At 35.7% G+C, this 14,909-nt stretch carries 12 protein-coding genes; 1 reads left to right on the plus strand and 11 read right to left on the minus strand.

Annotated features, from left to right (window positions below; all coding sequences use genetic code 11):
* Nucleotides 1–46: 46 nt before the first annotated feature.
* The 10 genes from AABJ51_RS05415 to AABJ51_RS05460 all read right to left on the minus strand — a co-directional run bounded on the left by AABJ51_RS05415 (nucleotide 47) and on the right by AABJ51_RS05460 (nucleotide 12,759).
* Nucleotides 47–1,357, minus strand: a complete 1,311-nt coding sequence (locus AABJ51_RS05415; RefSeq protein WP_338374685.1) for a M16 family metallopeptidase — start codon at nucleotides 1,355–1,357, stop codon at nucleotides 47–49.
* Nucleotides 1,358–1,538: 181 nt separating this feature from the next.
* Entirely contained in the window at nucleotides 1,539–4,076 is a 2,538-nt protein-coding gene (locus AABJ51_RS05420) for a S9 family peptidase (protein ID WP_338374686.1), read from the minus strand.
* 122 nt (nucleotides 4,077–4,198) lie between these two features.
* Nucleotides 4,199–4,642, minus strand: a complete 444-nt coding sequence (locus AABJ51_RS05425) for a SufE family protein (protein ID WP_338374687.1) — start codon at nucleotides 4,640–4,642, stop codon at nucleotides 4,199–4,201.
* Nucleotides 4,643–4,681: 39 nt separating this feature from the next.
* Complete coding sequence (locus AABJ51_RS05430) at nucleotides 4,682–5,677, minus strand: M28 family peptidase (RefSeq protein ID WP_338374688.1); 996 nt, start codon at nucleotides 5,675–5,677, stop codon at nucleotides 4,682–4,684.
* 166 nt (nucleotides 5,678–5,843) lie between these two features.
* Nucleotides 5,844–7,349: a potassium/proton antiporter gene (locus tag AABJ51_RS05435; protein ID WP_338374689.1), complete on the minus strand. Its 1,506-nt coding sequence runs from the start codon at nucleotides 7,347–7,349 to the stop codon at nucleotides 5,844–5,846.
* Nucleotides 7,349–8,257, minus strand: a complete 909-nt coding sequence (locus tag AABJ51_RS05440; protein WP_338374690.1) for a S66 peptidase family protein — start codon at nucleotides 8,255–8,257, stop codon at nucleotides 7,349–7,351. The genes AABJ51_RS05435 and AABJ51_RS05440 overlap by 1 nt, the downstream gene beginning before the upstream one ends.
* A 141-nt stretch (nucleotides 8,258–8,398) precedes the next feature.
* Nucleotides 8,399–10,357, minus strand: coding sequence for a DNA topoisomerase (ATP-hydrolyzing) subunit B (gene gyrB / locus AABJ51_RS05445; RefSeq protein WP_026627483.1), 1,959 nt, complete (start codon nucleotides 10,355–10,357; stop codon nucleotides 8,399–8,401).
* Between the two features lie 246 nt (nucleotides 10,358–10,603).
* Nucleotides 10,604–10,816: a hypothetical protein gene (locus AABJ51_RS05450; protein WP_026627484.1), complete on the minus strand. Its 213-nt coding sequence runs from the start codon at nucleotides 10,814–10,816 to the stop codon at nucleotides 10,604–10,606.
* 380 nt (nucleotides 10,817–11,196) lie between these two features.
* Entirely contained in the window at nucleotides 11,197–11,412 is a 216-nt protein-coding gene (locus AABJ51_RS05455) for a hypothetical protein (RefSeq protein ID WP_026627485.1), read from the minus strand.
* Nucleotides 11,413–11,568: 156 nt separating this feature from the next.
* Nucleotides 11,569–12,759, minus strand: a complete 1,191-nt coding sequence (locus AABJ51_RS05460) for a transglutaminase domain-containing protein (RefSeq protein ID WP_338374691.1) — start codon at nucleotides 12,757–12,759, stop codon at nucleotides 11,569–11,571.
* Nucleotides 12,760–13,004: 245 nt separating this feature from the next.
* Between AABJ51_RS05460 and AABJ51_RS05465 the strand changes: the two genes are divergently transcribed.
* Nucleotides 13,005–13,901, plus strand: coding sequence for a DMT family transporter (locus tag AABJ51_RS05465; protein ID WP_338374692.1), 897 nt, complete (start codon nucleotides 13,005–13,007; stop codon nucleotides 13,899–13,901).
* 31 nt (nucleotides 13,902–13,932) lie between these two features.
* Here the strand turns inward: AABJ51_RS05465 and AABJ51_RS05470 are convergent, their stop codons facing one another.
* Complete coding sequence (locus AABJ51_RS05470; RefSeq protein WP_338374693.1) at nucleotides 13,933–14,523, minus strand: hypothetical protein; 591 nt, start codon at nucleotides 14,521–14,523, stop codon at nucleotides 13,933–13,935.
* Nucleotides 14,524–14,909 lie beyond the last annotated feature (386 nt).

A 14,909-nucleotide genomic window follows, 5' to 3' on the forward strand; every position in this document is an offset into this window, starting at 1 on the left:
GACTGTTGCTATTATGCTTGCAAAGTCAACAAAAAGGTCTGAGACCTTATTTTTGAGGAATATAATCTATAACTACCCGTTGATTAGGCTGTAGATACTTTTTTGCAATATCTCTTATTTCTTCTCTTGTTATAGATCTGTATATATCGATACTTGTATTTACCAACTTAGTATCTCCATACAGCAGATAAGCCTCTGCCAGATTATGAGCTATACCTTCTGATGTTGCATTTGCATTAACCGCAGCATTTTCGAATTGATTCTGAATCTTTTGAAATTCTCTTTCAGAAATCAGATCAGTTGATATTTTTGCAACCTCTTCATCTATTACTTTCTGAACCTCTTCTGCCGTTTTTCCTGTCATTGGGATTGCATAGATAATATATGCACTATAATCTTCTTCAGTCATATTAAACGAAGATGCTTCAAGAGCAAGCTTATCTTTATCAACCAATCGTTTATAAAGCCTTGAACTTTTTCCATCACTCAAAACAGAAGATATCATATCCAGAACTCTTGCATCACGTTGCTTCATCGAAGGTGTACGATAAGCATTCAATAACATTGGCAACTGAATATTAGGATCTTCGGTGACTGCATTTATCTGAGTAGTTATAAGATCTTCTACATATTGATTCTTAGCAGGACGAGGTCCGCTGGGTATAGTAGCAAAGTACTCGTTAATCCATTTTTTTGTTTGTTCTTTATCAAAATCTCCGGCAATAACCAATACCGCATTACTTGGTAAATAGAATTTTTTAAAGAATGCTTTAAACTCATCTAATGTAGCAGCATTAAGATGCTCCATAGAACCGATGGGAGCCCAACGATATGGATGCTTTTTGAATAGATTACTCTTAATAGATTCCCACAGACGTCCATAAGGAGCATTATCCATACGCATACGTTTCTCTTCCTTTACCACTTCTCGTTGTGTATCTACTCCTATTTGGTTAATAACCGGATGAAACATACGCTCCGACTCCATCCATAATGCTAATTGCAGATTGTTAGACGGGAATGTCTCATAATAATAAGTACGGTCGTCCGTCGTATTAGCATTTCCGCTACCGCCGTTGGCACCCATTATTTTATCCCATTGCCCACGACCAATATTTTCCGTTCCTTCAAACAGCAGGTGCTCAAAGAAGTGAGCAAATCCCGTTCTATCGGGATTCTCATCCTTAGCTCCCACATGATACATGACAGCTGTTGTTACTACCGGAGCTGAATTATCCTGTTGCAAGATAACATGCAATCCGTTATCCAAGGTATATTCATCATACTCGATATGCTGAGCAAAAACTGCTGCTCCCGACATGAATATTAAACCTAAAACACTAAAAATTTTCTTCATATGTAAAGTTTTATAATCTAAAGGTCTCAGACCTATTAATTAATAAAATTCAGTAATCTTGTCTATTTGTTTACTATATAAGATAAGAAAAACACTTTATCTCACTAATAGTCGCTAAATATTAACAAAAATCACAAAAGATCTATTTTTTTACCATAAGTAAATAAAAAAACCTTCGGCCTCAATCTTTTTGGGGGTACAAGCTATTCCACCACGAAGGATCATCTTGCAGCCATTTGGCAAACCATGCATAAATAGAATAGTTCCATTCTATACGTTTTTTATAGTCACGTATCCCATGATTTTCACCCTTAACCTGAATAAATTCAACAGGTTTACCTAATATCTTTAAAGCTGTAAACATTTGGATACTTTCACCAATCGGCACATTTGTATCTTCTGTTCCATGCAACAGCAATAAGGGAGTATTTACTTTATCTGCACTGAACAATGGACTCTGATTTACATATAAATCTTTGTTATTCCATGGATAGCTGCCTGCACTGGCCCCCGAACTATAGGTATATCCCCAATAACCCTCGCCCCAGTAACTTGATAAAGCACTGATGCCGGCATGAGATACGGCTGCTGCAAAAATATCGGTACGCGTCTGCAGGTACATAGTCATAAATCCTCCGTAAGAAGCACCAATACACCCTATTTTTTTATCATTCACGAAAGAATGTTCAGATGCAAATTTCTTAGTACCTTCTATTATATCATCTGCTGTACGTATCCCCCAGGCATTGACATGGCGGGCGGCAAATTCCTGACCGTATCCGGTAGTACCGCTCGGCTGCAAAACATACACAACATATCCCATAGCTGCGTACACATGTCCGGGATATGGCGCATCAAAAGTACGGGGAGTAGGCATAGTGCCTCCATAATAATAAACAATCAAAGGATACTTTTTTGAAGAATCGAAATTTGGCGGAAGATAAAAACGTCCGTCTATTGTAGTTCCGTCCGATGCAGTAAAACTCCAATCCTGGACTTTGCTCAGATTCAATTTTTCTAATCGCTCATTATAAGGATCCGATATCAGCGTTGCTTTATCACTTTTCAAATCAATAGTATATGCTTTGGTCGAGTTTGATACACTTAAACCTATATATGCTGCAAAATTACTACCTTCCGAAAAGTCCATTGAACGAACAACATCTTCGACTAATTGCAGCTGAACGAATTGCCTGGATTTTGGATTATACCTGTAAACCCGTTGATAATCCTTATCGGTGACACCTAAATAAATCTGTCCGTCAGTATGATTCCAAACTGCATAATCGACACTTGGATCAAATGATTTGGTTATGGGATCAACCTTTCTCGATGCTAAATCCATTATAAAAGCCAATCCATTATAACTGTTAGGAATCTGTCCATCCTTCACTTTTTTGCCGATGCCACCAAATGCTTCTCCCGAACCTTCAATGAGCAGGCTTTTTCCATCAGGAGAGAATGATGCCGAACTTACAAAATACTGATCCGACCAGATTGTATCTATCGCCAGAGTCTGCAAATCCATCATATATAACGAACTGGAAAAGAAGGGTCTTATAGTAGGAGTATACTCAGAAGTCGAAAATAATAAATAGCGGGAATCCCGGCTCAGATCATTGATTCTTGCTGAATTCTTACCATAGGTCAAACGTTCCTTTATTCCAGTTTGCAAATTATAACGTGAAATAAAATAGCGGGTATCCGCATCAGGCTGTCTGTTCTCGGGCGTAGATATCAGTACCAGATCACCTTTTTGAGGATCAGGAGCTTCACTTTCTGTATACAATAAAGATTTCTCATCGTATGTAAAACGAAAATTCCCGGCGTGAATATCTCTTACTAAAACTTGTTCTGCTAATGTTTCAGGATCTACTGTATACAAAATATTTTTACTGTCTGATCCATTTACATAGTAGAGTTTATCAGAAATCGGCATCCATGCATATTTTTTGCTATTATCCAAAGCTACCCTTCTGTTCGTTCTTAAGGTAAGCAACTCTTTTTCAGAAAACGACTTCCCATCGTTTTTTACAGTTAGATACTCCAATATAACATATTGCCCATTAGGGGATATCGAAGTATTAGTTAATCTTGTACCCTCCAATATATCCTTTATCGTTACATTCCTTTTTTCATTTACCCCGAATGTATAATTAACCTGAGCATTTTTATCTTCCGGTTCAACCGTAACTTTTACTCCTTCAGGACTCTTATTTGTTGATAAACTCAGGTACTTAATCATTATATTATAAGTACCGGGTTGTCCGGGAAATGTAAGTTTTACAGTTTTAGAAGATGTCAAAGTATCTTCGACTGTTACTTTTGATGTTTCTTTGACTCCATTGATATATGCCTCAAACATGCTGGGCGCAGAAATCTTCACTACGGTCTTAGCATATTTATCCACATTTAATTGAAATGAAAGCAGATGAAATCTTGCCCCTTCCTGAGCCTTACTTAAAAGAAAATAACCTGACAAATCAGACTTTAACAACTCCGTATAGGCTTGTTGATCAGGGAAAGATATAAATGTTTCGAGAAGATTTTTATTCTCAAATTTATCACCTTTAATATTTATCGAATCCATCATTACAGGATTCTTTACATCATATCCCCTTCCTGTGGAGTATAACTGCTTTAATGTTACAGTTTGCCCATTTAAGATTTGTAAAAGAAACAGGCAGCAAAATAAAAATGGGAACCTTAATTTCATCATATTATCTGATTTTTTAATAAGTCTTTTAACAAAATTAGCAGAAAATTCATATCGAATATCCCTGCTAATTACTCTAAACCATCTTTTACAAAATCTCTTTCTGTAAAATTATTTATATATCATCAAGCATTTTTTGCCTTATAAGCCATTGCATAAAAACGTATTTGTTTTATCATAGACACTAATCCGTTCGAACGAGTCGGCGACAAATGTTCATCTAAACCTATACGGTTTACGAAATAAAGGTCTGCATTTATAATCTCATCAGGAGTACGGTTCGACAATACTTTAATAAGTAAAGCTATAATACCCTTCACGATCACAGCATCACTTTCTGCTTTGAAATAAATACGACCGTCAACGTATTCCGCCTGAATCCAAACCCGACTCTGACACCCTTGTATAAGATTAGACTCTACCCTGAATTTTTCGTCTAAGGGTTCTAACGAATTACCTAACTCTATAAGTAAAGCATATTTATCCATCCAATCATCAAAAACCGAAAAGTCTTCGATAATCTCATCCTGTACATCATTGATGCTTGGAAAGCTCAATTCTTTTTCCATTATTTATTATCTGAGGTTCCCCTCTATATCTAGTTATTGTTATTTTTCTTTATACACCACTTCCAACACTGTTTGCCCTACTGCTTTCAATGTTTCCTTACTGATACTGTTCATGTCATCTTTTGATGTATGCCAATACCATCCAAATCCAGACTGTGTATTTTCGTCATTATGAATAATATCTATACTCGGGATTCTTCTGTTTTCATTCACAGGTACATGATCGTCTGTTATACCTCCGCCATTTTTATCGATAAAATATTTACCATAGCCAAGATCACGGGCTGTACGCCAAACTTTTTCTACAATATCATTGGCATACTGACGAGAGATAGCTTCTTTGTAAAAAGTTGCATCGGGAGCCCCAACCATATCCAGCAGAATGCCGAAACGGGCTTTATAATCTTGTATATGTGGATTTTTAGACCAATATTGCGAACCTAGGCACCACCATTCACCTTCCGGCGCATTAGTTACAAATGAAGGAGTACCATAATCCTCTGCATCAAAAAATATAATATCAACGCCTATATTCGGAGACTGGGTTTGTATAGAACGTGCAACTTCCAAGAGAACTCCTACCCCACTCGCACCGTCATTAGCTCCTTGTACAGGAGATTTATGATTTTTTTCATCGGGATCCTGATCCGAAAACGGACGTGTATCCCAATGCGCAAAGAGTAACACTCGGCTGGCATTTTCAGGATTAAAAGACCCGATAATATTTCGGGAATGTAAAACAGTGCCATCAAATGCTTTAACATCCATACGCTGTTCAGTAACACTTGCACCAAATCTCTTCAGCTCAGCAACGAGATAGTCTCCACATGCAATGTGCTCTTTTGAGTTAGGTACACGTGGGCCAAACGCCACTTGCTTATCTACAAACGAATATGCACTATCCGAATTAAAAACAGGCGATACCTGTTGATATTTCTGTTCAGCAGATGTGTTGTTCGTTGTTGTCTTTTGTCCACACGAACAAGCCAGCAACCCTATAGTGCATCCTATTAATGATATGTTTCGTAAGCTCATTTTAATTTCTATATAATTATTAAGTCCTAGACCTATTTATTGACTATCCAAGCATAACAGCAATAGTTAGTTATCATAAAAAAATGCAACCTTAAATACTTACTGTTACTTATTAATTAAGAACTGTATTTACAAAATTAACAAAAAGGGCTGAAATTCATTTATATTATCTCTTTTTATTAGCGTTTACACCTGCCAACCCCATACTTTCGTATGTTTCGGACAAAGTTTCTTCATTATTCATCATTACAAGTAATTTATCTCCGACATTTAACTCAGTCTTACCTTTCGGAATAAAGTATTTTTCGCCCCGTTTCACCAAAACAACCAAAGCATCATCCGGTAAAGGCATATTCATCAAGGCATGCCCGTTTTTCAGAGCATAATCAGTTACAACGATCTCTGTCGAAATAGAGCCTATATCTTCGGCCAAGTCTACATCAAAATCATCCAGCCTTCGCCGCTTCTTTGATGGAGCAAGCAGTCCGAGCCATTTAGCAACCTGCGTAAGAAATGTACCCTGTAAAAGAATCGATAATAAAGTAATGAAGAAAACCACATTAAAAATAAAACGGGCATGAGGTACGTGTGCTGTCAATGGATAAATAGCAAATATAATAGGCACAGCTCCACGCAAGCCTACCCACGACAAAAATACCTTATCCTTAAAACAGACCTTACGAAAAGGAGCCAGACTGATAAATACACTAAGCGGACGGGCTACAAATATTATAAATAGGCCTATAACAAGGGCAGGAACTGCTACCGGATACAATTCGTGTGGTTCAACCAACAATCCCAGCATCAGGAACATAACTATTTGACTCAGCCATGATATTGCATCAAACAGTTTGAATGTAGTACGCTTAGTTATAAATTTAGAATTACCAATCACTAAACCACCTATATATATCGCAAGAAAACCATTACCTTTTATAAAGTGTGTAAACGAAAATATAAATATACAGAATGTTAATACAATTATCGGATAATAAACATCATTATCCAATCTCATCTTATTCAACAACTTAACTGCAAATTTAGCAATAAAATATCCTGCTGCTCCACCGATAATTATCTCGATAACAATAGATAAAGCAATCTTTAGAATATCGGGTTCACCTCCTGCCTTTATCAGGCTGATCAAAGTAATGGTAAGCATATACGCCATCGGGTCGTTGCTGCCACTTTCGCATTCGAGCGTCGGACGGAGGTTATTTTTTAACTTTACATTTTTTGATCCCAGAATAGCAAATACCGCAGCCGAATCAGTAGATGACATCACCGAAGCCAACAAGAAAGCTGTTATCAGCGAAAAGCCAAGAGAAGGCAACAATTCGCCACACAACCACCATGCAAAAAATCCGGTAAATGCTGCTGTAAGAAGAACTCCGGCTGTAGCCAGTGCTACACTTTGACCTATAACCGGCTTTATTTCACTGAATTTAGTATTCAATCCGCCTGAAAACAAAATAATACACAATGCAACAGTACCGATAGCTTCTGCCACATGTAAATTATTAAACGTGATACCTATACCATCGGATCCGAAAGCCATACCAACCGCTATAAACAGAACCAAAGCGGGAATACCTAAACGCCCCCCTATCCTACCTACCAGAATACTGATAAAAACAAGTATGGATAATACTAATAAAAAGGTTTCTAACATTAGTTTTGTGTTTTGAGTAAAACTTTATGTGTGTTGACTTCCAATCTGATTTTTCCGGAATACACTAAAGGAAAATTCTCTTTTACATGTCCTACCGGAAAATCAAACACTACCGGATAATTGTATCCGGAAACTAAATTCATTATAGACTCATAGATAGGAGCATACATAAGAAAATCTTCTTCACAATCAGCAAATTGGCCGACAACTAGTCCTGAAAGTCGATCTAAAACACCGGCTAGTTTCAACTGCCACATCATACGATCTATTTTATAGGCTCCCTCTCCGATATCTTCGACAAATAAAATGGAATTATCCGGCACATCAGCAAAAGGAGTACCAATAAGTCCTCCCAATACAGCCAGATTTCCACCCCATAAACGACCATCAGCTATACCAATTCGATTTAACGGATGTGAAGAAATTGAATATTCATCTATACCTTCGAAAAGCAGCCTTCTTAAATACAGAGAAGCTGTATCTTCTGCATCCTCAGCCAAATGACGAGCCATAGGTGCATGCGCCGAAAGTATCCCATTTTTCATAAATGCTAAATGCAAGGCTGTTATATCGCTATAGCCAACCAACCATTTAGGATATTTCTTTATTTCGGTAAAATTCAATCTATCCAATAAATGAACAATACCATACCCTCCCCTCGAACAAAAAATCAATTTGACATCGGGATCATCCATTGCACCTTGCAAATCTTCGACACGTTGTTCTACAGTTCCACAAAAACGCCCGTTCTTTTCCCTTGCATATTGGGAAACAATAACATTCAGGCCCCATGATTCAAGAACTAGTTTGGCCCCATCTATAAATGATGATTCTATACTTCCCGAAGGAGAAATAATTACAGCCTTATCATTCTTATTTAATAAAGGCGGGGAAATATATTTTTTCATATCAACCGGATATTCGTTCAAACAAAGATACAAATTTGAAAAAAACGGCTTATGAAAAATAGTATTAAAGTTTGTGCAGCTTATAAAAAATAAGAGACACCTTAGTGATGTCTCTTATTCAATTATATTATAAGTCTACAATTATGCATCAATCTTCGCATAAGTAGCATTGTCTTCGATAAACTCACGACGGGGAGCCACATCTTCACCCATTAGCATAGAGAAAATATGATCAGCTTCTGCTGCATTTTCGATAGTAACCTGACGCAATGTACGGTGCTCAGGATTCATGGTAGTATCCCACAATTGAGAAGCATTCATCTCTCCCAAACCTTTGTAACGCTGCGTATGGATTGCATTTTCATTTCCTTCTCCGTACTTATCGATAAATGCCTGACGTTGTCTGTCATCCCAGCAATACTCTTCGATTTTACCTTTTTTACACAAGTAAAGTGGAGGTGTAGCAATATATACATATCCACGTTCTATCAACGGACGCATATGGCGGAAAAAGAATGTAAGTATCAATGTCGCAATGTGGCTACCATCCACATCGGCATCGGTCATTATCACCACTTTGTGATAACGAAGTTTTTCGATATTTAATTCTTTACTGTCATCTTCTGTTCCTATCGAAACGCCTAAAGCTGTATATATATTTTTGATTTCTTCGCTTTCCAAAACCTTGTGAGGCATTGCTTTTTCTACATTCAGAATTTTACCCCGCAATGGCAGAATAGCCTGAAATCCACGATCTCGACCTTGTTTAGCTGTACCACCCGCAGAATCCCCCTCGACAAGAAATATCTCGCATGACATAGCATCTTTACTCGAACAGTCTGCCAGCTTTCCGGGTAATCCTCCACCTGTAAGCGGAGATTTACGCTGTACCATTTCACGAGCCTTACGAGCTGCATAACGAGCAGTCGCCGCAAGAATAACCTTTTCAACAATTGTTTTGGCTTCTTTAGGGTGTTCTTCAAGGTAATATCCTAAAGCTTCACCTACAGCCTGATCCACAGCACCAATCACCTCATTATTACCTAATTTGGTTTTAGTCTGTCCTTCAAATTGAGGTTCTGCTACTTTAATAGATACTACAGCTGTAAGACCTTCTCGAAAGTCGTCTCCACTGATTTCTACCTTTACTTTTTCGAGCATCTTCATATCATCTGCATACTTTTTCAAAGTACGGGATAATCCTCTGCGGAAACCTGTAAGGTGTGTACCACCTTCTATTGTATGTATATTATTTACATAAGAAAATATATTCTCGTTATAAGAGGTATTATATGTCATCGCTACTTCAACAGGAATACCCTGCTTTTCAGTAGTGATATGTATCACATGATCAATAAGAGCTTCTTTCGATGAATCTATGTACTTAACAAATTCCTCCAGACCTTTTTCTGAATAAAAGACTTCAGATTTATAAGATCCGTCTTCTTTTTTATGACGAAGATCGGTCAATGACAATCTTACACCGGCATTAAGAAAAGCCAACTCTCTCAAACGTGACGCTAAAGTATCATATTTGTATTCCGATACAATAAAGATACTGGTATCTGGTTTGAACGTAATAGTTGTCCCCGAATCTTCGGCATCCCCTAATACTTCTATATCGTGTAATGGCTTACCACACGAAAACTCCTGCATATATAATTTACCTTGTCGGCGCACTTCTGCCCGCAGGTATGTAGATAAAGCATTGACACAAGAAACCCCTACTCCGTGGAGCCCTCCTGATACTTTGTAAGTTCCTTTATCAAATTTACCTCCCGCATGTAATACGGTCAAAACAACTTCAAGTGCAGATTTTTGTTCTTTTTCGTGAAAGTCTACAGGAATACCCCGTCCGTTATCCCAAACTGTTATTGAGTTATCTTCATTTATAGAAACTTTGATATCTGAGCAAAAACCGGCTAAAGCCTCATCTATAGAGTTATCCACAACCTCATAAACAAGATGATGTAAACCTTTTTCACCTATATCGCCAATATACATGGCAGGTCTTTTTCTTACAGCTTCAAGACCCTCTAATACCTGAATATTATCAGCTGAATACGAATCGCTAGCTAGATTTTTTTCTTTATCAGTCATTTTTTCTCATTTAACATAATCTTTTCAAAAAGCCAGCCAAAACACCGTGGCTAAACTTCAAAAAGCCAACAAATATACAAAAAAATACGCAGACCTGCAAGAAGAATACCAGATACTCTATGCTACATAATTATTCACATCTCAAGACTTCACAACTAACTATATATAAACATTATAAGACAAAAAAACACTAATTACCCGAAGGTAATTAGTGCTAACTCCTAAATTAAAGGACTGTTTATAGAATCATTTTGTTTTAGATGACTCGCTTGCAGCTTTCTTAGGTTCTTCAACTTTTTTAGTAGTACTTGATTTTTTTTCTGCCTTAGCAGGTTTTGCTTCAGCTTTGGCTTCAGTTTTGGCTTTTGGAGCCGGAGCAGTTTTTGTACTTTGAGCCATAACTGCTGAAGATGCTAATAGTGCTGCGCACATTACCATAGAAAGAACTACTTTTTTCATAATTTGATGATCAAATTAAATTGTTTATTTAGTTAGCTTTTTGTCATCCCTATGATGACAATGCAAATGTAAAGTAGTTTTTCCCAATTCAATTTTTTTCCTCATTTATTTAATCATGTTTAAACGTCCTTAAACTCCTTTAAACAAAGGAATTCCGAAAGATAAAAATAATAAAAAGCCTTGAAATTTCAGAGAAAAAAATAAGAAAATCAAGAAAAAACATTATATAACATCTTAAAGAGAAGTCCAATAATCAAACATAATGACAGTTAAACGACATTTCATTAGCATAATGATATTTTTTATTACGAAACAAAAAGCCGCTTACTATATGAAGTAAACGGCTTGTATCTATGCTGAAAAAAAACAGAATGACTATCTTATTTTTTCTTTTCGGCTTTATCAGCAGAGCAGCAAGATTTTTTCTCTGAGGTTTTCTTGCTTGCATCTTTCTTATCTGCAGAAGTACAATTTTTCTTTTCTGATGAAGTACATTCCTTTTTTGCCGGCTCAGCTGTCTTTTTATCTTGAGCCATAACTGCCGATGAAGCTAATAATGCTGTACACATTACAACTGAAAGAACTAATTTTTTCATAATGGATTTGATTTAAATATTTATTCTCTGTATAATAAACTTCTAAAAAATGAAGCTTCACAAATATAAAAACTAGATAAGATAAATCAATACGCTGAATCTCTTTTTAATGTATATTATCTTTTCTTCTCAATTTATATTTGCCTACTTAACAACTTAATTGAGAGGTATTCCAAACCATGAAACTTTTTGGAACATGAGCTTTCTTGCAAGTTTATTCTTTTTGAAGTATGACTTCAGCCACTCTTGCTGCTCCCTCAAAGCTGTCAAAGCCTGCTCATTGGAGTTAATTACATCATCAACCGACACCCCGGCACGGTTTCCCATTATTTTCACTTCTAACAATTGCTTTTTTGACATATTAAGCTTTTCCATCGCAGAGTCTAACATTCGCTGAATTTCGGAATCTTCTTTTTGAGGAGAAAATTTATTATTTCGGTAATTTATAAATTCATTGAAAAGCTTAATGCCTCCATTGTAATTATCAATAGCCGCATTATATTGATCTGCAACCATATTTATACGATTGTTTTCTATCTCGGTTTTAATTCTTTTAAGAAATTCAATGGTCATCATATTTTTGATGCCATTCTTTTCAACTCGGTAAACCACAGATTTCAATTGATCATTTTTTGTTTGACTATTATAAACGGCTATCGAATCAGTAAATGTGAACATCCCTCTCTTTTTATCACCCTTGGTTACTCCTGCATAAAATTCAGCTGTATTAACAGGATATTCCAAAAATTGCCAGAGGTAATCAAACGGCATATGCGTCTTGATCATTTCGGAAGACTCCACCTTGTAATACCTATCATTTAATTGTTTGGTAAATTTTCCATCCTTAACACCTCCGGCACCCCAAGTAGGATCAAACAAATACCATTTATTATTTATATTTGCCGCATTCCATGAGTGAGGCAGATTATCTACAATATCATTTTGTTTGGTATATCCCTGTATAATCTCAGCCTGAATCCCCACATTACAGCAAAGGGTATCGAACAGTAACGAATAGTTTTCGCAAATTCCTCTTTTATTTTTAAGAGCTTTGAAGATTTTATCCTGATCCGTCTCATTAATGTCAACATTAAACATATTATCAGTATCGTATGCTATGTTGAAAGCAATCCATGAAAATATTGCTCGAATCCGATCTTCTTCATTATCAAAAGTCGATTTAATAAAGTCTGATAAACTCTTTACAGACTCTCCCTGATCAGACGAAATTTGGGCAACCAGATTATCTACTTTTGTATATCGGTTTGTTTCTTTTTTTTGTGCAGTTAACGAACCTGTAACCACAATAAACAGGAGTAGTAAAAATGTGTTTTTCTTTCCGTTCATATATATTATAATTTGTCTAAAATTGTGAATAATAAGTTTGTTTTAATATAAAGTCCTGAAAACCTAAGGAGTAAACTAAAATCTGAAAATATACTCAGAATTTATTCTACAAAATTAAAAATTGAATGATCAAATAAAAGAATAAATACAAACTTATCAACAAACATTTTTTATCGGATAAAAAATGTCTGATTCAAAAAATCGACTTGAATTTCTTACTACTTTTACATTCTCATTTTTTCACTATGTCTGCATTAAATAGTTATAAATTTCACTTAATAGCAATACTAACGGTTATTGTTTGGGGTACTACATTTGTATCAACCAAGATACTTATCAATCATGGACTTTCACCTGTCGAAATTTTCTTGTACCGCTTTCTACTGGCATATATCGGAATCTGGTTTATCTGTCCCCGAAAATTATTTGCGAACACGACAAAAGATGAACTTTTATTTGCTGCATCCGGATTATGCGGCGGCGCATTGTATTTTATATTCGAAAATACGGCTTTGGGAATTACATTGGCATCGAATGTATCACTTATTATTTGTACCTCTCCTATCTTTACAGCGCTATTGTCGTGGATCCTATACAAAAAGGAAAAACTTAAATCATCTTTGATATTCGGTTCATTAACAGCCTTTCTGGGTGTAGCTCTGGTTGTGTTTAATGGAAGCTTTATACTCAGCATCAATCCTCTTGGAGATGTGTTAACGATACTGGCAGCCTTGTCATGGGCTTTTTACGGAATTATTTTAAGACAGTTGAATGGTCGCTACTCTACCTTATTTATTACTCGCAAAGTTTTCTTTTATGGAATCATAACTATGCTTCCTTTCTTCGCATTGAAGTCTTCAACACTCAATCCTCAATTGTTAGACACTCCTGTAATTTTATTCAATATTATTTTTCTAGGGCTGGTCGCATCCCTCCTTTGCTTTATAGCATGGAATATGGCTGTAAAAGAACTGGGCGTTGTGCAGACTTCTAATTACATCTATTTTGTACCTTTAATTACATTGCTGACTTCAGCGATTGTAATTGACGAACATATCACCATTATTGCTCTCATAGGCACAATATTAATATTATCGGGCGTATACATTGCAGAAAAAGGATTCAGACGATCTAAGTCGTAAATTCTAATTATCCTCTGCAATTAATAGTTAATCAACCCAAACAGCTTTGTCCCGAAAAGCCCGATTCGTTTGAGATAAAAGGGAACAAATAACAAATTTCCTCTTTTGTATAATTAGCTTTTAGAATAAAGAATAACTCTTTTGTTTTCAATTCGAAATAATGAATACATCTCAATCCATTATTCATACATTCTCTCAGATTATCCAGAAACATACGCATAAATGCATTCATTCTCAAGGAATGAATTCTTGCCGGTCCGGAATCATTCAAATCTATACAACAAGAAGTTTTCGCATAAGATATATTCGGAGACAAAAATATATCGGAGTATTTTCCCAAGTCATCTATTCTGAATACAATAAAAGAACACTCACTCATAGCTGTATATGAAAAGTATTTTCCTGTAGGAATAAGAAATATTTCATTTTTATCAGCTATATATTCGGGCAAATCTTTTATTTTAAGGTTAATAATTCCATCTAAAAAAAACACTATTTCATTATCGCATAACGTAACGAAACCTTTAGCATTTTTACTTAATTTGATTACTTCTATTATTGGTTTATCCGAGCTATTATAATCAGAACACTTCAAGGGTTCTCTTTTATATAATAAATCCATAAATGTTGCCTAGTTTGTTAATAATTAAGTTTGTCCTTTGTCAAAAACTTATCAAAAGTAATAGGTTAGGAACAAAATAAAGAAAATTAACAAGAGAAATATCCAGCCATCTTTTTCTTTTTCAGTTAAAACGGCTAATTAAACAACCAATAAAAGACAAAAAAAGTCTAAAAAACGAGACAAACACTCAGTTTAAGAGCAAAAACACAAAAACAGACATAGATAAAGTGTCATCATCCTTTTAACAAATCAAACCTATATACAAGCTTGTTTTCATAGATAATTATGAGGTATATCTTTAGGATAAATCACTATTTATATCCTTTTGTAATATTGAGCATTAAAAAAACAGATGATCCATCTCTTATTTTGTTAATTTTGTAAGA

It is taken from the genome of Indolivaga capnocytophagoides, from assembly GCF_036511535.1.
In the GTDB taxonomy this organism is placed as follows: Bacteria; Bacteroidota; Bacteroidia; order Bacteroidales; family Dysgonomonadaceae; genus Dysgonomonas_A; species Dysgonomonas_A capnocytophagoides.